Annotated in this window: 15 protein-coding genes; 5 read left to right on the forward strand and 10 right to left on the reverse strand. The window is 69.4% G+C overall.

What is annotated here, in order from left to right:
- Positions 1-30: 30 nt before the first annotated feature.
- Together ACNYS0_RS11920 and ACNYS0_RS11925 are read left to right on the forward strand one after the other, a co-directional pair.
- Entirely contained in the window at positions 31-2,193 is a 2,163-nt protein-coding gene (locus ACNYS0_RS11920) for a RecQ family ATP-dependent DNA helicase (RefSeq protein WP_422473095.1), read from the forward strand.
- Between the two features lie 221 nt (positions 2,194-2,414).
- The gene (locus ACNYS0_RS11925; RefSeq protein WP_422473097.1) at positions 2,415-3,053 is read left to right on the forward strand and encodes a hypothetical protein; all 639 of its coding nucleotides are present in this window, start codon (positions 2,415-2,417) and stop codon (positions 3,051-3,053) included.
- Positions 3,054-3,134: 81 nt separating this feature from the next.
- On the opposite strand, the gene ACNYS0_RS11930 is transcribed toward ACNYS0_RS11925, so the two are convergent.
- Genes ACNYS0_RS11930 through ACNYS0_RS11940 form a run of 3 tightly spaced genes read right to left on the reverse strand, consistent with a single transcriptional unit; the run spans position 3,135 to position 5,218 of the window.
- Positions 3,135-3,809 (reverse strand): hypothetical protein, encoded by a 675-nt coding sequence (locus ACNYS0_RS11930; RefSeq protein WP_422410563.1) that lies wholly within the window; start codon positions 3,807-3,809, stop codon positions 3,135-3,137.
- A gap of 29 nt (positions 3,810-3,838) precedes the next feature.
- Complete coding sequence (locus ACNYS0_RS11935) at positions 3,839-4,540, reverse strand: ribonuclease HII (RefSeq protein WP_422473099.1); 702 nt, start codon at positions 4,538-4,540, stop codon at positions 3,839-3,841.
- A gap of 51 nt (positions 4,541-4,591) precedes the next feature.
- Complete coding sequence (locus ACNYS0_RS11940; protein WP_422482600.1) at positions 4,592-5,218, reverse strand: TetR/AcrR family transcriptional regulator; 627 nt, start codon at positions 5,216-5,218, stop codon at positions 4,592-4,594.
- A gap of 256 nt (positions 5,219-5,474) precedes the next feature.
- Between ACNYS0_RS11940 and ACNYS0_RS11945 the strand changes: the two genes are divergently transcribed.
- Positions 5,475-7,031 carry an MFS transporter gene (locus ACNYS0_RS11945; protein ID WP_422473101.1) on the forward strand — a complete coding sequence of 519 codons (1,557 nt, stop codon included), beginning with the start codon at positions 5,475-5,477 and terminating at the stop codon, positions 7,029-7,031.
- A 29-nt stretch (positions 7,032-7,060) separates the two neighbouring features.
- Here the strand turns inward: ACNYS0_RS11945 and ACNYS0_RS11950 are convergent, their stop codons facing one another.
- From ACNYS0_RS11950 to ACNYS0_RS11960, 3 genes are all read right to left on the reverse strand, one after another.
- Complete coding sequence (locus ACNYS0_RS11950) at positions 7,061-7,963, reverse strand: ADP-ribosylglycohydrolase family protein (RefSeq protein ID WP_422473103.1); 903 nt, start codon at positions 7,961-7,963, stop codon at positions 7,061-7,063.
- 12 nt (positions 7,964-7,975) lie between these two features.
- Positions 7,976-8,635 (reverse strand): histidine phosphatase family protein, encoded by a 660-nt coding sequence (locus ACNYS0_RS11955; protein WP_422473105.1) that lies wholly within the window; start codon positions 8,633-8,635, stop codon positions 7,976-7,978.
- Positions 8,636-8,743: 108 nt separating this feature from the next.
- A complete protein-coding gene (locus ACNYS0_RS11960; RefSeq protein WP_422410554.1) occupies positions 8,744-9,349 on the reverse strand; it encodes a YdbC family protein in 606 nt (201 codons plus the stop codon).
- Between the two features lie 146 nt (positions 9,350-9,495).
- Here ACNYS0_RS11960 and ACNYS0_RS11965 point away from each other — a divergent pair, with 146 nt between their 5' ends.
- Positions 9,496-10,035, forward strand: coding sequence for a TerD family protein (locus tag ACNYS0_RS11965; protein ID WP_422473107.1), 540 nt, complete (start codon positions 9,496-9,498; stop codon positions 10,033-10,035).
- 116 nt (positions 10,036-10,151) lie between these two features.
- On the opposite strand, the gene ACNYS0_RS11970 is transcribed toward ACNYS0_RS11965, so the two are convergent.
- Both ACNYS0_RS11970 and nrdR read right to left on the reverse strand, forming a co-directional pair.
- Positions 10,152-13,046, reverse strand: coding sequence for a vitamin B12-dependent ribonucleotide reductase (locus ACNYS0_RS11970; RefSeq protein ID WP_422473108.1), 2,895 nt, complete (start codon positions 13,044-13,046; stop codon positions 10,152-10,154).
- A 137-nt stretch (positions 13,047-13,183) separates the two neighbouring features.
- Entirely contained in the window at positions 13,184-13,729 is a 546-nt protein-coding gene (gene nrdR / locus ACNYS0_RS11975; protein ID WP_385765903.1) for a transcriptional regulator NrdR, read from the reverse strand.
- A gap of 528 nt (positions 13,730-14,257) precedes the next feature.
- On the opposite strand from nrdR, the gene lexA reads away from it, so the two are divergent.
- The gene (gene lexA / locus ACNYS0_RS11980) at positions 14,258-15,043 is read left to right on the forward strand and encodes a transcriptional repressor LexA (protein WP_327661174.1); all 786 of its coding nucleotides are present in this window, start codon (positions 14,258-14,260) and stop codon (positions 15,041-15,043) included.
- 93 nt (positions 15,044-15,136) lie between these two features.
- Here lexA and ACNYS0_RS11985 read toward each other — a convergent pair whose 3' ends face one another.
- Positions 15,137-17,152 (reverse strand): ATP-dependent DNA helicase, encoded by a 2,016-nt coding sequence (locus ACNYS0_RS11985; RefSeq protein ID WP_422473110.1) that lies wholly within the window; start codon positions 17,150-17,152, stop codon positions 15,137-15,139.
- A 40-nt stretch (positions 17,153-17,192) separates the two neighbouring features.
- The gene (locus ACNYS0_RS11990; RefSeq protein WP_422473112.1) at positions 17,193-19,091 is read right to left on the reverse strand and encodes an IucA/IucC family protein; all 1,899 of its coding nucleotides are present in this window, start codon (positions 19,089-19,091) and stop codon (positions 17,193-17,195) included.
- Positions 19,092-19,120 lie beyond the last annotated feature (29 nt).

The raw sequence follows: 19,120 nt of genomic DNA on the forward strand, positions 1-19,120 counted from the left end.
GATGTCAGTGCGATCGGGTTGCATGGGGGCATGAGCAACGAAGAGCTGCGGACGACCGCCGATACCGTTCTCGCCCGACTCGTCGGCGATCCGAGCGGCAAGGCCAGACTGCGCGAGGACCAGTGGCGCGCCATCGAGGCCCTGGTCGCCGACCATCGTCGGGCCCTCGTCGTGCAGCGCACCGGCTGGGGCAAGTCCGCGGTGTACTTCGTCGCGACCGCGCTGATCCGTCAGCGCGGCGGCGGGCCGACCGTGATCGTCTCCCCGCTGCTCGCGCTCATGCGCAACCAGGTGGAGGCCGCGGAGCGTGCGGGCATCCGTGCCCGCACCATCAACTCGTCGAACACCGAGGAGTGGGACACCGTGCGGGCCGACGTCGCGGCCGGCGAGGTCGACGTCCTCCTGGTCAGCCCGGAGCGGCTCAACAACCCCGACTTCCGGGACAACGTGCTGCCGCAACTCTCGGCGGCCACGGGCCTCCTCGTCGTCGACGAGGCGCACTGCATCTCGGACTGGGGGCACGACTTCCGCCCCGACTACCGCCGCCTGCGCACGATGCTGGCCGAGCTTCCACAGGGCGTCCCCGTCCTCGCGACGACGGCGACGGCCAACGCGCGCGTGACGGCGGACGTGGCCGATCAGCTCGGCACCGGATCCGGTTCGGACGCCCTGGTGCTGCGCGGCCCGCTCGACCGCGAGAGCCTCAGCCTCGGGGTCCTCCAGCTGCCCGACGCCGCACACCGCCTGGCCTGGCTCGCGGACCATCTGGACGAGCTTCCTGGCTCCGGGATCATCTACACCCTCACCGTCGCCGCCGCGGAGGAGGTCACGGCCTATCTGCGACAGTGCGGCCACACCGTGTCCTCGTACACGGGGAAGACGGAGAACGCCGATCGGCAGCAGGCCGAGGAGGACCTCCTGGCGAACCGCGTGAAGGCGCTGGTCGCCACGTCGGCGCTCGGCATGGGCTTCGACAAGCCGGACCTCGGCTTCGTCGTCCACCTGGGCTCCCCGTCCTCGCCGATCGCCTACTACCAGCAGGTGGGCCGCGCCGGGCGTGGAGTCGACCACGCGGAGGTACTGCTGCTTCCCGGCAAGGAGGACGAGGCGATCTGGCGCTACTTCGCCTCGCTCGCCTTCCCTCCGGAGGAGCAGGTGCGGCGCACCCTCGACGTACTCGCACAGTCCGACAGGCCGCTCTCCCTGCCCGCGCTCGAACCGCTGGTGGAACTGCGCCGCTCCCGCCTGGAGACCATGCTCAAGGTCCTCGACGTGGACGGCGCGGTGCACCGGGTGAAGGGCGGCTGGATCGCCACGGGGCAGTCCTGGGCGTACGACACCGAGCGCTACGCGTGGGTGGCCAAGCAGCGCGAGGCCGAACAGCAGGCGATGCGCGACTACGCGACGACGAGCGGCTGCCGCATGGAGTTCCTGCGCCGCCAGCTGGACGACGAGGAGGCTGCCCCCTGCGGCCGCTGTGACAACTGCGCGAAGCCGCGGTTCTCCGACACCGTCTCCCCCGAAGCGCTGAACTCGGCGCGCGGTGAACTCGGACGTCCCGGTGTCGAGGTGGAGCCCAGGAAGATGTGGCCCACCGGGCTCGCGGCCGTCGGCATCGACCTCAAGGGCCGCATTCCGGCGGGCGAGCAGGCCGGCTCCGGGCGGGCTCTCGGTCGCCTGTCGGACATCGGCTGGGGGAACCGACTGCGCCCCATGTTCGCTCCGAAGGCTCCGGACGGCCCGGTGCCGGACGACGTGGCGGGAGCTGTCGTCGAGGTGCTCGCCGACTGGGCCAAGGGGCCGGGCGGCTGGGCATCCGGTTCCGCCGACGCCTCGCCCCGCCCCGTAGGCGTGGTGACGATGTCGTCCCACACGCGCCCGCAGCTCATCCAGTCCTTGGGCGCGGGCATCGCGCAGGTCGGCCGCATGCCACTGCTGGGCAGCGTCTCGTACGCGCCGGGCAGCGACACCGCGCACATCCCGCGCAGCAACAGTGCCCAGCGGCTGCGCGCCCTCGACGGCACGTTGACGCTCCCCGCCGAGCTGGCCGAGGCGCTCGCGCAAGCGGGTGGCCCGGTCCTGCTCGTCGACGACTACACGGAGACCGGCTGGACGCTGGCGATGGCGGCCCGGCTGCTGCGCAGGGCCGGTGCCGAGGGGGTGTTGCCACTGGTCCTGGCGGTGCAGGGGTGAGGAACGCGTAGCGATCCGACCTTTGGGCAGGGATATTGACGACGCATCGTCAGATACAGGAACGCGGTCCCAATTGCTCGTTGCCCTCTGCCACTGCGACGGGAAGAATTGGAGCTGCTCCCGCGCGGCTCCGCGTGATCCGGTGGACGGTAGAGCTGTGTCGCGGTGCGCTCCCAATCCGACCCCGCCCTCAGTGTGGGCGTCTAGCCGAAGGGAGGACCGTGACCTTCGGATTCGCTCCGTCCTCGGCGGTATCGATGTCCGCGTCCTCGATGCGCACCGAGAGGTCCGCCGATTCCGTCAACCGACCGACAAGGCTGCTCGAACCCGCGGAGTGGGCGGCGGCCGGCATACCGCTGCTGCGCAACCCGCGCGAGGTCGTCAGCGGCCTGCACTCCCGCCACCGGCCGATCCCACAGACCGTCGTCATAGCCGTGCTCGATCCCGACGAGCGCCTGCGGGCCAGCGCCTCGTTCGTGCGCCGCGAGAGCACCACCGACGGCTGGACGTTCCGCAACGCCCTGCTGTCCCAGTTGCGCCGGGTGATCCCGCACGACCTGCGCCGCCGTACGCCGGTGCGCACCGCGGTGATGCTGTACTGCCGCGAGGGGGACACCCGCTGGACGGAGGAGGACGGGGCCTGGATGTGGGGGCTGCGTGACGCGTGCACGCTGCACGGCCTGCGCTGCGGCGCGTACATCACGATGACGCGGGACGGCTGGCAGGTACTCGGCGAGGGCAGGGCAGGACGGCGCCCGAGCATGGGCTCCGTCGCCGAGGCCCTGGGGGCCGAGGAGCCGTCGGCGCCACGCACCGGCGGCGCCACGACGGAGGCGCTCCGCCGCGCAGCGGCGCGCTGAACGGCACGGAGGCCGACGCGCGCCCGCCTGCCGGACTCCCCGGACACCGTTTCACGGTGCGGGCAGCCGGCAAGCGGCGCGTCAGACCCCGGCGCCCAGAGCTGAGTTGATGCGCTCCGGGTCGCCGCACACGATGAGCAGCGCACCGGCCCGACCGAGCGCACTCGGCAGCGCTGTGGTGGCCACCTCTTCGGCTCCGCCGTTCACGGCGACGACGACCACCGGGCGGGACGCGGCGCGCCCCAGGGCGGAGGCGTCGGCGTAGAAGACGTCGTCGCGCGCGTCGTGCTGCGCCCAGTAGGAGTCCTCACCGAAGGACAGCTCGTGGGCCGCCCACGGGTGCGGGTCACCCGTGGTGACCACCAGGACCTCGCCCGGCGCACGGCCCGAGTCGAGCAGCATGTCGAGGGCTTCCTCCGCGGCGTCCAGCGCGCCCTCGACCGAGGCCGGGATGAGCTGGATCTGCGGCTGGGAGGCCGAAGTCGGCGTGGCGGCAGGGGCGTTCGGCCCCGGCTTCTGGGCACCCGCCGAGTCGCGCGGGGTTCGCTGCGCGGGCGGCATGGGCCTGGAGGGACCCGGACGTCCGGGTCGCGGTGGCGCCGCGGGACGCGGGCCGGGTACGGGACGGGGGGTCGGCGCGGTACGGCCGCTGGTGGGCGTGGCGCGGGGACCCTGGGCACTCTCGTGAATCTGAGGCTCCTCGGGACTGAGAGGCTTGAGCTGATATCTATCAAACGCAGGTGCGGATCGCGCCAATGGATGGCACGTCAGTGCGAGCGCGGCGGTCAGAAGTCGAAGCCGAGTTGCCCCTCGATCTCCGGAACGCCGACATCCGCCCAACTGCGGGCCTTCTTGAGGTGCCGCCACTGGGGCAGCGCATCAAGATATGCCCACGAAAGCCGGTGGTACGGGGTGGGCCCCCGTTCCTCCAACGCGGCGCGATGCACCGGCGACGGGTATCCGGCGTTCGCCGCAAACCCGAAGTCTGCATGGTCGATGCCCAGTTCGGCCATCATTTTGTCGCGGCGGACCTTGGCGATCACCGACGCCGCGGCGACGGCGATGCAGGAACGGTCCCCCTTGATCACCGTACGAACCTGCCAGGGGGCACCCAGGTAGTCGTGCTTGCCGTCGAGGATGACCGCGTCCGGCCGCACCGGCAGGCCCTCGAGGGCTCGCACGGCGGCGAGCCGGAGGGCTGCCGTCATCCCCAGCTCATCGATCTCCTCGTGCGAGGCGTGCCCCAGGGCATACCCGGACACCCAGCTCTCCAGCTCGACCGCGAGGGTCTCGCGGCGCTTGGGGCTGATCAGCTTGGAGTCGGTGAGGCCCTCCGGCGGACGGCGCAGCCCTGTGACGGCTGCGCAGACGGTGACCGGACCGGCCCAGGCACCGCGACCGACCTCGTCGACACCAGCAATGATCTTGGCACCGGTGGTGGCGCGCAGTGAGCGCTCGACGGTGTGGGTGGGTGCTTCGTACGGCATGGCGGCAGACAGCGTACGCCGCCCGGGTACCGTCGCGACACCCGGCTCACCTCAAAGCGTCCTCCGACGCAACAACGGGACCATCACGTGGTCGATCATCTGCACCAGATCCACCTCTTCCCATTCGCTTCCGCACACCTTCGAGCGATACATCATCAGCGCCGGAATCACGTCGCACACACTCGCCTCGTCGACGTCCGGGCGCACCTCGCCGCGCTCAACACCGCGGCGCACGACTTCCTTGATCAGCTCGACGCTGGGCTCGATGACGCCTTCGGTGATCACGGCATGGAAGCGTTCGGCGGTGAGGGTGTCGCATTCGTGAAGCACGGAGCGGAGCGCGTAACCGGGCCGCGAGTACATGGCCGCCCGCAGGCGGCGGCACAGCTCCAGCAGGTCCTCCCGCACGCTTCCGCACTCGGGCGCCGCGTCCAACGCGGGCAGTCCCGCCTGGAGCGCGTCGACGACGAGGTCCTCCTTGGAGGGCCACCGCCGGTATACCGCGGCCTTACCGGTCTGCGCGCCCGCGGCGACACCTTCCATCGTGAGGCCGTTCCAGCCGACCGTACTGAGCTGATCCAACGCGGCTTCCAGAATGGCCCGTTCCAGCACGGGGCCACGCCTGCGAAGCGCGGAGGCCGCCTGAGCGGGGGCGACCGTCCGACGTGAACTAACCATCATCATCTCTCCGTTGAGCCGTCCGAGAGCGGTTCGGACGCGCGGCAGCGAGCTCAGCACACGCTCACGTGCACTGATGGGGAGCCACCACCGAGCATCTCAGGCTTCACCCCCTCCTTTCGATGGGTCGACGGCAAGGTTCTGCCGCCCCATCCCCAACTCCCATAAAGAACGCTTGTGTTCACTATGACGATGCCACTACGATCCCGGACAGGGAACGTCACCGTTCTCTAATCTTGCCCATGGGGGATCGCTCGTGACACAGGATCAGGTCCAGGCACATCCGGCTCCACCCATCAAGCCCCGCGCCACCGCGCGCCGACCCCGGCCCGGCATCGCGCTGACCGTGATCGCCGCATGCCAGCTGATGGTCGTGCTCGACGCCACCATCGTGAACATCGCCCTGCCGCACATCCAGACGGCACTGGGCTTCTCCACCAACAATCTGACCTGGGTGATCAACGCCTACGCGCTCACCTTCGGCGGACTGCTGCTCCTTGGCGGACGGGCCGGCGACCTGCTCGGACGCCGCCGCATGTTCATCACCGGTATCGCCCTGTTCAGCCTCGCCTCGCTCCTGGGCGGATTCGCCCAGGAACCCTGGCAGTTGCTCGCGGCCCGCGCGCTTCAGGGCGTCGGTGGCGCGATCGCGTCGCCCACGTCGCTGGCACTCATTGCCACCACGTTCCCCGAAGGGCCCGAGCGGAACCGGGCGTTCGGGGTCTTCGCCTCCGTCTCCGCAGGTGGCGGCGCCGTCGGTCTGCTCGCGGGAGGCATGCTCACCGACTGGCTGGACTGGCGCTGGGTACTGTTCGTCAACGTACCCATAGGCGTACTGATCGCCCTCCTCGCTCCCCGCTACATCAACGAATCGCAGCGCCACCCCGGCCGGTTCGATCTGCCGGGAGCCCTCACCTCGACCCTCGGCATGGCCGCCCTCGTGTACGGATTCATCCGTGCCGCCTCCGAAGGCTGGAGCGACGGGCTGTCCATCGCGTCCTTCGGTGCGGCCGCGGTCCTGCTGATCTCTTTCGTGGCCATCGAGAGGCGCACCAGCCAGCCGATCACGCCCCTGAAGCTGTTCAGGGACCGCAACCGGTCCGGCACCTACGCCATGATGCTGAGCCTCGCCGCGGCGATGTTCGGCATGTTCTTCTTCATCGTGCTCTTCGTGCAGAACGTGCTGCACTACAGCCCGGTCAAGGCCGGCCTCGCCTTCCTGCCGGTGACCGCCGCCATCGTGCTCGGCGCGGGGATAGCCACGAACTTGCTGCCCCGGCTCGGCCCCAAGCCCTTCATGACGGTGGGCTGCGTGCTGACCGCCACAGGGATGGGCTGGCTGACGCTCATCGACCCGGGCAGCTCCTACCTCGGCGGCATTCTCGGCCCGATGCTCCTGTTCGGCTTCGGCATGGGCCTGAACTTCGTCACGCTGACCCTGACGGCGGTCTCCGGCATCGCCGACAGCGAGTCCGGTGCGGCGTCGGGCATGCTCAACACCACGCAGCAGGTCGGTGGCGCCCTCGGTCTGTCGGTCCTCACCACGATCTTCAGCAGCGCCAGCGAGAGCGAGGCCAAGAAGCAGATCCCGAAGTTCCTCGCCGAGGGCTCACCGGAGCAGAAGGCCGAGTTCGCCAGGACCCACCGGCTGCCCGCTCCATGGAACGACTCGGTGCTGGCTCACGGCATCGGCAATGCCTTCATAGCGGCCGCCGCACTGGCCGTGGTGGCGGCGCTCATCGCCGTGTTCGTCATCCAGGTCCGCAAGAGTGACCTGGAGGCACTGAGCGGGAAGTCCGGGGCCGCGGTCTGAGGGGTACTCCCCCGGACCTGTTCCGTGCCCTACGCGGTCGGCGCCCAGGCCGGCAGTGCCTCGGTCCGTCCGAGCCACTCGGCCGAGGGCGCCCCGTCCGCGCCGGAAGCGACGATGCCGCCCACGATCGCGCAGGTCGTGTCCATGTCGCCGCCGACCTGGGCCGTGCTCCAGAAGGCGCCCTCGAAGTCACCGAGGCCGCGCGCCGCCGACCAGACGGCGAACGGCACGGTGTCGTGCGCCGTCGTCCTCCGGCCGCAGCCGAGGACCGCAGCCACCGTGGACGGGTCCCCGTAGTCGAGCATGTCCTTGGCTCGGCGCAGACCGGCGCCCACCGCGCTGCGCGGCACGAGCGAGATCACGCCGTCCAGCAGGTCCTGCGGCGCGGGAGGCCCCGCGGGGTCGGCCACCAGGGCGGCAGCGGCCGCCACGGCCATCGCACCCACGACGGCCTCCCGGTGCTGGTGCGTCGGATAGGCGGAGATCTCGGCCTGGTGCGTGGCCTGCTCGGGATCGTCGGCGTAATAGGCGCCGAGCGGCGCGATCCGCATCGCCGCGCCGTTCCCCCACGACCCCCGACCGTTGAACAGCGCGGAGGCCAGGGCCCGCCAGTCGTCGCCCTCACGGACCTGCTGAAGCAGCCGGTTCACGGCAGGGCCGTACCCGCGCTCGACGTCCTGGCGCTCCGCGAACGATCGCGCCAGCTCGTCCTGGTCGACGCGCTCGTGGGCCGCCAGGACAGCCACCACAGAGGCGGCCATCTCGGTGTCGTCGGTCCACTGCCATGTGCCGTCCGGCAGTGCGCGGGTCTTGAGCAGCGGATAGTTCGCCGGAACGAAGAATTGTGATCCCAGCGCGTCTCCCACGGAGAGTCCGCGCAGGCTGGACAGGGCGCGGTTCAAGCGCCCGTCGGGTGAGGAGTCAGCGGTCATCGCTCTGCCACTCTATCCGGTGACTCCGTACGATTCCGGTTCGCGCCATCGTTCGAACGGGCGGTCCATTTTGTACCTCCCGTTCTCCCCGAGAACGAGCAACCGCGTCTCCGCGTTCCCGGGGTTCGACAGGGACTCGAAATCCGCGACGGACCAGTGGAACCAGCGCATGCAGAACAGCCGCATGGTCAGTCCGTGCGTCACGAGCAGGACGTTCGGCGGGTGGTCCGGGGCCTCGAAGCTGCGGTGCAGACTCTCCAGGAACGCACCCACCCGGTCGTACACGTCCGCCCCGGACTCGCCCTGGGCGAATCGGTAGAAGAAATGCCCATAGGCGTCCCGATAGGCCTTCTGCAGCCGCACGTCCTCGCGGTCCTGCCAGTTTCCCCAGTCCTGCTCCCTGAGCCGGGGCTCCTCCCGGATGCGTACGAGGTCGGGGTCGAGCCGGAAGGCGCGGAAGGTCTCGTGGGTGCGCCGGTACGGCGAGACGTACACGCTCACCCGTTCGCGTCCGAACAGCCGCCGGAGGTCCTCGCCGGTGTTCTCGGCCTGGCGCCACCCCTTGTCGGTGAGCGTCAGGGCGTGATCGGGCTCGCGCTCGTAGATGGTGTCGTCGGCGTTGCCTTCGGATTCGCCGTGCCGGACAAGAACGATGCGCCGCGGTCGTGCCATGCACACGACCCTAGATCGCCGGGCGGCGTCGAGCACCCGTGCGGGTGGTGTGGCGGAGGTCGTGTGGATCGGCGGTCGACGGACGTGCACGCGCGCGTGGTCACGCGTTCAGACCGTCCAGGTCGATTCCAGATCCACGATGTCCCCCGTGATGGCCGCGATGTCGGCGTCCGTCTGGGCGCGCGCCGAAAGCCGCTCCACCCGGTCGACCTGGTACTTGCCGTGCTCGGCCGCCGAACGCCACATGGAGAGGACCAGGAACTCGTCCCCCGGGGCGTCACCGAACAGCCCACGCACCATGCCCGGCGATCCGGCCATCGCCGGGTTCCACACCTTCTGCTGCATCAACGTGTAGTGCTCGGCCCGCTCGGCGTGCACCGTGCAGTGCGCCACCCGCACCACGTCCGCGTCCGTGAACCGCGGCTCGAACCCGGTCTTCACGTCGAAGCGATGGTCGAAGAGCTTCACCTGGATGTTCTTGTACGTCCCCGACTGCGCGGCCGCGAGCCGGTCATGGGAGCGCGCCATGAAGGAGTCGTAGAAGGCGCGGCTCTCCCAGAAGCCGAAGACATGCGCCACATCGGGCCGTTGCCTGCTCCAGCCTCCACCCTGACCTCGGAATCCTGGCTCTCCCAGAAGCCCCGCCCATTTCCGCTGTCCCCGCTCGAAACCCCGACGATCCACCACAGTGCAACGAATCCACTTGACCAGCACCGCGCCATCGTACGGCGCGCCGGCCACTTGCCGGGGTGGTCCCGAACCCACGGTCGAGACGCCCTGAGGGGATGGTCGTGTTGTTGTCAGTGGGACCACGTAGCGTGTCCGTAGTACTCAACATCGCACCGAGGAGGGGGAGTTCGGTGAGCAGCCTTCGTAAGGGAATCGAGAAGATCGAGATCGGCCTGAAGTGGGACCCGAGCCCCATGGGCTCGCCTCCCCATGACCTGGACCTGATCGCCGCGACGTACACGGGCGACGACCCGCACGGCAGCCCCGTGTACGTCGTTCACTTCGACAGCCGTTCGCCCGACGGGACCATCACGCTCAACCGGGACAGCAGGACCGGCCAGGGTTTCGGGTTCGACGAGGTCATGACGCTCGAACTGGATCGACTCGCGCCCTCGTACGCGCGCGTGGTCGTGGGCGTGGCCATCCAGCAGGACGAGCAGGAGCCCGGCCGCGCCAAGGTGTTCGGGGACATCGCGAACACGGCGGTCCGGATCAGAGAGGGCTACACCGACCTGTCGGAGCACGACTTCGCGGTGGTCTCCGGCGCCGCCGCGACCACGATCGCGGAGTTCACGCGGGATGCCGACGGGGCATGGTCGTTCCACGAGGCGGTCCGGGGCTTCGACGACGGGGACCTGAACGCGTTCGCCGCGGCGATGGGCGCGCTGTAAGCACATCCGCCGTGCCCCCTGCGGGGTCCGGTGGCCCACGCCGAAGGGCGGCGGAACCGTGATGGTTCCGCCGCCCTTCGGTTCAGGCGTCCAGCCCGATCAGGCGTTCAGCCCGATCAGCTGCAACCGCTGGTCGAGCCGCAGCCCTCGCAGATGTAGCAGGAGCCGGCCCGCTGCATCTTCGTTCCGCAGGAGAAGCAGAGCGGGGCGTCGGCCTGGATGCCCAGCTGCATCTCGACGAGCTCGGCGCTGGTGTGCGCCTGCTGCGGCACGGACTGCGCGGCGGCGTCCTGGGCCTTCGGCGTCTCGACGGCCTTCAACTCCTGGGCGCGGGGCGCCGACTGGGCCAGGGACTCGACGTCGACCTCGTCCTCGCTGGGCTCGTAGGAACCCGTCTCCAGGTGACGCTGGCGCTCCTCGGCGGAGTGGATGCCGAGCGCGGAGCGCGTCTCGAAGGGCAGGAAGTCGAGCGCCAGGCGGCGGAAGATGTAGTCGACGATCGACTGCGCCATCCGCACGTCCGGGTCGTCCGTCATGCCGGCCGGCTCGAAGCGCATGTTGGTGAACTTCGAGACGTAGGTCTCCAGCGGCACGCCGTACTGGAGGCCGACCGAGACGGCGATGGAGAAGGCATCCATCATGCCCGCGAGGGTGGAGCCCTGCTTGGACATCTTCAGGAAGACCTCGCCGAGACCGTCGTCCGGGTAGGAGTTGGCGGTCATGTAGCCCTCGGCGCCACCCACCGTGAAGGAGGTGGTGATGCCGGGACGGCCCTTCGGGAGGCGCTTGCGGACCGGGCGGTACTCGACGACCTTCTCGACGGCCTCGCGGATCGTCGCCTCGGTCTTCTCGGTGACCTCGGCCTTCTCCTGCTCCTTCTTCTTGGCGGAGAGGGGCTGGCCGACCTTGCAGTTGTCGCGGTAGATGGCGAGCGCCTTGACGCCCATCTTCCAGGCCTCGAAGTAGACCTCCTCGACGTCCTCGACGGTCGCCGTCTCCGGCAGGTTGACCGTCTTGGAGAGCGCGCCGGAGATCCAGGGCTGGATGGCCGCCATCATGCGGACGTGGCCCATCGCGGAGATGGAGCGCTCACCCATGGCGCAGTCGAACACCTCGTAGTGCTCGGGCTTGAGGCTCGGGGCGTCGATCACATTGCCGTGCTCGGCGATGTGGGCGACGATCGCCTCGATCTGCTCCTCCTGGTAGCCCAGGCGGCGCAGGGCCTGCGGCACGGTGCCGTTGACGATCTGCATCGAGCCGCCGCCGACCAGCTTCTTGAACTTGACCAGGGCGAGGTCGGGCTCGAGACCGGTGGTGTCGCAGGACATCGCGAGACCGATGGTGCCGGTCGGGGCGATGACCGACGCCTGGGCGTTGCGGAAACCGTTCTTCTCGCCGAGGCGGATGACGTCCTGCCAGGCCTCCGTGGCGGCGGCCCAGATCGGGGTGTCCAGGTCGTCCATGCGGACGGCCGCCGTGTTGGCGTCGGCGTGCTGCTTCATGACGCGGTTGTGCGGGGTGGCGTTCTTCGCGTAGCCGTCGTACGGGCCGACGACCGCGGCGAGCTCGGCCGAGCGCTTGTAGGACGTACCCGTCATCAGCGACGTGATGGCGCCGGCGAGGGCACGGCCGCCGTCCGAGTCGTAGGCGTGGCCGGTCGCCATGAGCAGGGCGCCCAGGTTCGCGTAGCCGATGCCGAGCTGACGGAAGGCGCGGGTGTTCTCGCCGATCTTCTGCGTCGGGAAGTCCGCGAAGCAGATGGAGATGTCCATCGCGGTGATGACCAGCTCGACGATCTTCGAGAAGCGCTCGATGTCGAAGGACTGGTTGCCCAGGCCGTCGTCCTTGAGGAACTTCATCAGGTTCAGCGAGGCGAGGTTGCAGGACGTGTTGTCCAGGTGCATGTACTCGCTGCACGGGTTCGAGCCGTTGATGCGGCCGGACTCCGGGCACGTGTGCCAGTGGTTGATGGTGTCGTCGTACTGGATGCCCGGGTCGGCGCAGGCCCAGGCGGCCTCGGCCATCTTGCGGAAGAGGGACTTGGCCTCGACCTCCTCGATGACCTCGCCGTCCATACGGCCGCGCAGGCCGAACTTCGAGCCGGACTCGACGGCCTTCATGAACTCGTCGTTCACGCGGACCGAGTTGTTGGCGTTCTGGTACTGGACGGACGTGATGTCGTCGCCGCCCAGGTCCATGTCGAAGCCCGCGTCGCGCAGGGCGCGGATCTTCTCCTCTTCCTTCACCTTGGTCTCGATGAAGCCCTCGATGTCGGGGTGGTCGACGTCGAGGATGACCATCTTGGCCGCGCGGCGCGTGGCGCCACCCGACTTGATCGTTCCTGCGGAGGCGTCGGCACCGCGCATGAAGGAGACGGGACCCGAGGCGTTGCCGCCGGAGGAGAGCAGCTCCTTGGAGGAGCGGATCCGGGAGAGGTTCAGGCCGGCACCGGAGCCGCCCTTGAAGATCATGCCCTCTTCCTTGTACCAGTCGAGGATCGACTCCATGGAGTCGTCGACGGACAGGATGAAGCAGGCGGAGACCTGCTGGGGCTGCGGCGTGCCGACGTTGAACCACACCGGCGAGTTGAAGCTGAAGATCTGGTGCAGGAGGGCGTACGCCAGCTCGTGCTCGAAGATCTCGGCGTCGGCGGGCGAGGCGAAGTACTTGTGGTCCTCGCCGGCCTTCCGATAGGTCTTCACGATGCGGTCGATGAGCTGCTTGAGGCTCACCTCGCGCTGCGGGGTGCCGACGGCGCCCCGGAAGTACTTGCTGGTGACGATGTTGACCGCGTTCACCGACCAGAACTCGGGGAACTCGACGCCACGCTGCTCAAAGTTGACCGAGCCGTCGCGCCAGTTGGTCATGACGACGTCACGATGCGCCCATTCCACCTCGTCGTACGGGTGCACGCCGGGGGTGGTGTGGACGCGCTCGACACGCAGACCCTTGTTGGCCTTGGCTCCCTTGGCCCGGGAGCCTCGTGCCGGGCCGCTCGCCGTCTCTGTCATGCCGCCTCCCATATATCGGGCTAAAACGCCCTAAAGTGCCCGGATCTTCCCGCGCACGGTGTCTGTCTTGTGTTGCGGCCGCCGCTCTTGCCGCCCGCAACAGGTCTTTGGGGTCGCCGCCGCCCGGCCCGTGGCCGTCAGTCGGCGGCGTGGGCGGGCACGGGGACTTCCACAGTCCCTCCGGGCCCGCACTCGCTCTGTGTGCGCTCTTCGCCCGCGCCGTCCGTTTCGGCGCCGGGCGTTTGTTCCCTCAGTTCAGCGATGGCCGACTCGAAGTCCTCCAGCGAGTCGAACGCCCGGTACACGGACGCGAACCGCAGGTAGGCGACGAGGTCCAGCTGCTGAAGCGGGCCGAGTATGGCCAGGCCCACGTCATGAGTGGTCAGCTCGGCACTTCCGGTGGCGCGCACCGCCTCCTCGACCCGCTGGCCGAGCTGGGCGAGGGCGTCCTCGGTGACCGGACGCCCCTGGCACGCCTTGCGTACGCCATTGATGACCTTGGTGCGACTGAAGGGTTCGGTCACCCCGCTCCGCTTCACGACCATCAGCGAGCACGTCTCCACCGTCGTGAAACGACGGGAGCAGTCCGGACACTGACGGCGCCTACGGATGGACGTGCCGTCGTCGGTGGTGCGGCTGTCGACGACACGACTGTCGGGATGCCTACAGAAGGGGCAGTGCATGAACTCCCAACCCTCCTTCACGGCACGACTCGATGACCCCGGGAGGCTGGTTCACGTCTCCCGAAGCAGCCCCAAGCATAGGCGATGACCACGGCCGAGATGGACCGGGGACCACAACTTCTGGGCTGCGGATCCAATCCAACCACTACATCTGGGGTTCGGTCGCATTTTGAGGCCCTAGCGCGTGTCGCGCGTGTCGCGGGGGCGGAACGCGTCGCACCCGGGGCGGCCGGGGCCGAGAGGCGCTCGGATCCGTACCGGCACGACACAAGGAAAAACGAGGGCGGTGCCTGGTTGACGGAGAGGCGAGTGGCAGACTGTGGGACTCACGGGCCGAACCTCGACTCCAGCCGAGAAGCGTACCGGATCGGCTGAATCGACACTCCGCTTCGAGGCCGCCATACACCCAGGTGCATGATCACGACAAGCAATCAACGGTTTTTCACTCGAACGTGTGTTTGGCGCAACCTTTCGAAAGGAACTACCGTTGGCTAGCTAGGGAGACATTCTCGAGAGGGGCCGACCGACGTGACCACGACCGCAGACAGTGCCACCATCACTGCCCAGGGCCGCGCCCAGGGCCGACTCGAGCCGGTGCATGCCATGAATGACACAGCCATGAGTCAGGAGGGCCCCAAGCCGGGGCGCTCCCTGCCCGGCCGGCCACCAGGGATCCGCGCGGACAGCTCGGGGCTCACGGATCGGCAGCGCCGCGTGATCGAGGTCATCCGTGACTCGGTGCAGCGTCGGGGATACCCGCCGTCCATGCGGGAGATCGGCCAGGCGGTCGGCCTGTCCAGCACGTCGTCGGTCGCGCACCAGCTGATGGCGCTCGAGCGCAAGGGCTTCCTGCGCCGCGACCCGCACCGCCCGCGCGCCTACGAAGTCCGCGGCTCGGACCAGCCCAGCGCGCAGCCCACGGACACCGCGGGCAAGCCTGCCGCCTCGTACGTGCCCCTGGTGGGCCGGATCGCCGCCGGTGGCCCAATCCTCGCCGAGGAGTCCGTCGAGGACGTCTTCCCGCTCCCCCGGCAGCTCGTCGGTGACGGTGAGCTGTTCGTCCTGAAGGTCGTCGGCGACTCGATGATCGAGGCCGCGATCTGTGACGGGGACTGGGTCACGGTCCGCCGCCAGCCCGTCGCGGAGAACGGTGACATCGTCGCCGCGATGCTCGAGGGCGAGGCCACGGTCAAGCGCTTCAAGCGGGAGGACGGCCATGTCTGGCTCCTGCCGCACAACTCCGCGTACCAGCCGATTCCCGGCGACGAGGCGACGATCCTCGGCAAGGTGGTAGCCGTTCTGCGGCGCGTCTGACGCTCCTCCCTGACCGGGCCCCGGAACCACCTGCGCCGGTTCCGGGGCCCAGCGCTGTCCGCGCCAGGTCCCGTGCGTGCTGCGGTCCGGGTACTACTCCGCGTCCGAGTTCTCCACGTCTCTCTCCACGTCCTTCTCCGCGTCCGCCTTCTTCGCCGCCGCGTCGATCGACGAGAGGGAGCGCCGCACCTGGTTCCGGTCCGTCGTGAACCAGAAGTCCGGCATCGAGGCCTTCAGATAGCTGCCGTAGCGTGCCGTCGCCAGGCGGGGGTCCAGGACCGCGACCACGCCGCGGTCGCCCGTGGCCCGGATGAGACGGCCCGCGCCCTGTGCCATGAGCAGTGCCGAGTGCGTAGCGGCCACGGCCATGAAGCCGTTGCCCCCCGCTTCCTCGACCGCCTTCTGGCGCGCGCTCATCAGCGGGTCGTCCGGCCGCGGGAACGGGATCTTGTCCATCACGACCAGCTGACAGTTCGGACCCGGTACGTCCACGCCCTGCCACAGCGACAGGGTGCCGAACAGACAGGTCTCCGGGTCCGCCGCGAAGGCCTTGATCAGCTCCCCCAGGGTGTCCTCACCCTGCAACAGGATCGGGAACTCCGGGATCCGCGTGCGCAGCTCCTCGGCCGCCGCCTGGGCCGCCCGCATCGACGAGAACAGGCCGAGCGTGCGGCCGCCGGCCGCCTGGATCAGCTCGCTCAGCTCGTCCGTCATGTCCGTGCGCGTGCCGTCGCGCGTCGGCTTCGCCAGGTGCTTGGCGACGTAGAGGATGCCCTGCTTGCGGTAGTCGAACGGCGATCCGACGTCGACGCCCTTCCAGACCGGAAGGTCCTCGCCCTCGGTGCCTTCGGGGGCCAGGCCCATGGAGGCACCCACCCCGTTGAAATCGCCGCCGAGCTTCAGTGTCGCCGAGGTCAGGACGACGGAGCGGTCGGTGAAGAGCTTCTCCCGCAGGAGGCCGGACACCGACATGGGGGCGACACGCAGGGAGGCGCCGAAGCGGTCGTGCCGCTCGAACCAGACGACGTCCCACTCCGAGCCGTTCGTGATCCGCTCCGCCATGTCGTGGATGTTCTCCACAGCGGCGAGGGCCTGCTTGCGGACGGCGTCCTCGTCCTGGACCGACTTGTCGCGCGTGGTGCCGATCGCGGTGATCACCGTACGGGCCGCGTCGCGCAGCGCCATCAGCGCGTAGCCGAGGTCCTCGGGGATCTCCTCGAGTCTGCCGGGCAGGGCCAGCTCCATGACCCGCTCGAAGCCTTCGGAGGCGGTCTGCAGCTGGTCCGCCGCCTTCTCGTTGACGAGCTTCGCCGACCGCTTCACCGCCCGGTTGACCTGGCCGGGGGTCAGCTCCCCCGTCGCCACCCCGGTCACCCGCGAGACGAGCTCGTGCGCCTCGTCCACGATCAGCACCTCGTGCTGCGGGAGGACCGGCGCGCCTTCGATGGCGTCGATCGCGAGCAGCGCGTGGTTGGTCACGATGACGTCGGCGAGCTTGGCGCGCTCCCGCGACATCTCGGCGAAGCACTCCTGGCCGTAGGCGCACTTCGACGCGCCCAGGCACTCGCGCGAGGAGACCGAGACCTGCGACCAGGCCTTGTCCGAGACGCCGGGGGTGAGGTCGTCCCGGTCGCCCGTCTCCGTCTCGTCCGCCCAGTCGCGCATGCGCAGCAGGTCCTGGCCGAGCTTGCTGGTGGGCGCGGCCGCCTCGAACTGGTCGAAGAGGCCCTCTTCCTCCTCCTGCGGTACGCCCTCGTGGAGGCGGTGCAGGCACAGATAGTTCGACCGGCCCTTGAGCATGGCGAAATTGGGTCTGCGCCGCAGCAGCGGGTGGAGCGACTCCACCGTGCGCGGCAGGTCCCGCTCCACGAGCTGGCGCTGCAGCGCCAACGTGGCGGTCGCCACGACGACGCGCTCCCCGTGAGCCAGGGCCGGCACGAGGTAGCCCAGGGACTTGCCTGTGCCGGTGCCCGCCTGGACGAGCAGATGGGAACCGTCGTCGATCGCCTCGGCGACGGTCTCGGCCATGGTGACCTGGCCAGGGCGCTCCGTGCCGCCGACAGCGGTGACGGCGGCGTGCAGGAGCTCGGGGAGTGAGGGCTTCGTCATAGCTCGACCACCCTAAACGGACCCACTGACAATCCGGCGATCACGGCTGATGCAGCGGATTGGCCACGGTGCCGTGCACGGCGGCGTGCGGGCGGTCGGCGCGGTCACGGTAGCCGTCGAGGTGCAGCCGGTTGCGGTTGAGGCACAGGCGCTCGATCTCCGGGGTGAGCAGGTCGAACATCTCGTACCGCTCCTTGAGCTCCGGGAAGCGCGCGTGGTGGCGCAGGATCTCGGCGCGTACGAGAGACCAGAACTCGTCCTCGGGGAGCCCGAGTTGCTCCTCGCACAGCGGCGCCAGATAGCGGAAGACGCCGACGAAGAGTCCCGAGTGGATGAACTGGGTCAGGAACGCGGGGTCCTCGGTGAGCAGGACCTCGCGCACGTCGTCCGGCATGGAGTCGTGCTCGGGCAGCGGCTCCGAGCTGATGTTGACGTCGTCCACGAAGTCCTTGACCGCGAGCCGCACGGGCACGTCCTGGTCGTCGAAGACGACGATGGCGTTCTCTCCGTGCGGAGAGAAGACGGTCCCGTAGCGGTAGAGGAAGCGCAGCAGTGGGGGCAGCAGGGCCACGAAGAGCCTACGAAGCCACGTCTTCGGGTCCAGGCCCGACCGTGCGACCAGCTCCGCGACGAACGCGCGCCCCTCGGTGTCGACGTGCAACAAGGAGGCGAGCGTTCGAGCGCGTTCTCCAGGAGCGAGGTGCCGGGTGAGGGGCTCGCGCCAGATCGCGCCCAGCAATTCCTTGTACTGGTAGGGGACTTCGTCGAGACCGTCGTACAGCGGGTGCTCCACGGTCACGGAAGCGACCTCGCCCAGCAGGACGACCCGGCATTCCTCGCTCAGGAAGGGGTCGGCATCGCGCAGAGCGTGCACCCATGTGGTGACGGCGGGCGCGGCCCAGGTGCGCTCCGTCGGAAGCCCGCGCCAGACAAGGGTGTTGAAGATGGAAAGCGGCAACTTCACTGTGTGCCGGTCGGGGCGGGCCGTATTGAGGAAGGTACGGATGGACTGCTGGGGCAGGCGCAGATCACCGTCCGTGGGCAGCGGAACGATGTCGTTCGTGGCGATCGACGGCGCGAAGAGCGGCAGCACGATGTCGTCCCACTGCCAGGGGTGCACCGGGAGATAGAGATACGCGGCCGGGTCCAGGCCGCGCGAGCGGAGCGCCTGCTCGAACAACGTCCGGGTCGGCGCGTCGAGTTCGCCGCCATAGAGGGAGGCGGGGTCCTCCAGTCCCGCGACGCCCCGGTACGTGGCGAGGCCGGTGTGCACGGCGATCCACGGGAGGCGGGTGGGGCGGCGTGATTCAGGCGCCCAGCGTGCGGTGTCGGTCGCGGAGAACCCGAGACGGCCCTTGTTCAGGACGAGCCAGGGGTGGCCGGTCTGGTGCCCTTCGAGGTCGGCGTATCCGAGTTCGGCCAGTTGTGCCGCGGTGAGCGCGGTGTGGTCGAGGCGGGCGTCGGCGGCGAGGGTGACGGTGAGTTCGCGGACGAGGTGGCCGAGGGTGCTGCCGTCGAGGCCGAGGACGTGCTTGGCGCGGAGGAGGAAGGCGAGCGGGTCGGTGAAGGGCTCGCGTTCCTCACGTCCGCCGCCCGGCAGTTCGGGTTCCCACTCCATGCTCGCCGGGTCGACCTGCCAACTTCCGTACGCGCCGCGGCGGGCACGGAAGTGGACGGTGCCGCCGATCTCCCTCGCGCCGGCTTCGGGCGCTCCCTCCCCGCCGGACCGGCAGGCAGGCAGGGACAGAGCGTAACGACAGGGGCCGGGGCCGTCCGGGGCGAGGGCCGTGGGTCGCAGGATGTCCTCGTAGGCGAATTCGCCGATCAGCTTGGCCAGCAGCCGGGCGCCCGCCCTGTCCCAGTTCCCGGATGTGAGCTCGGGCGGGTCGTACAGCTCGGTCGGCTCTTCGGAACTCGGGGCGACGGACGGATTCGGCACGGGGACTCCTCGGACGGGAACCGGATCGG

This window comes from Streptomyces anthophorae (assembly GCF_049310305.1).
Classification (GTDB): domain Bacteria; phylum Actinomycetota; class Actinomycetes; order Streptomycetales; family Streptomycetaceae; genus Streptomyces.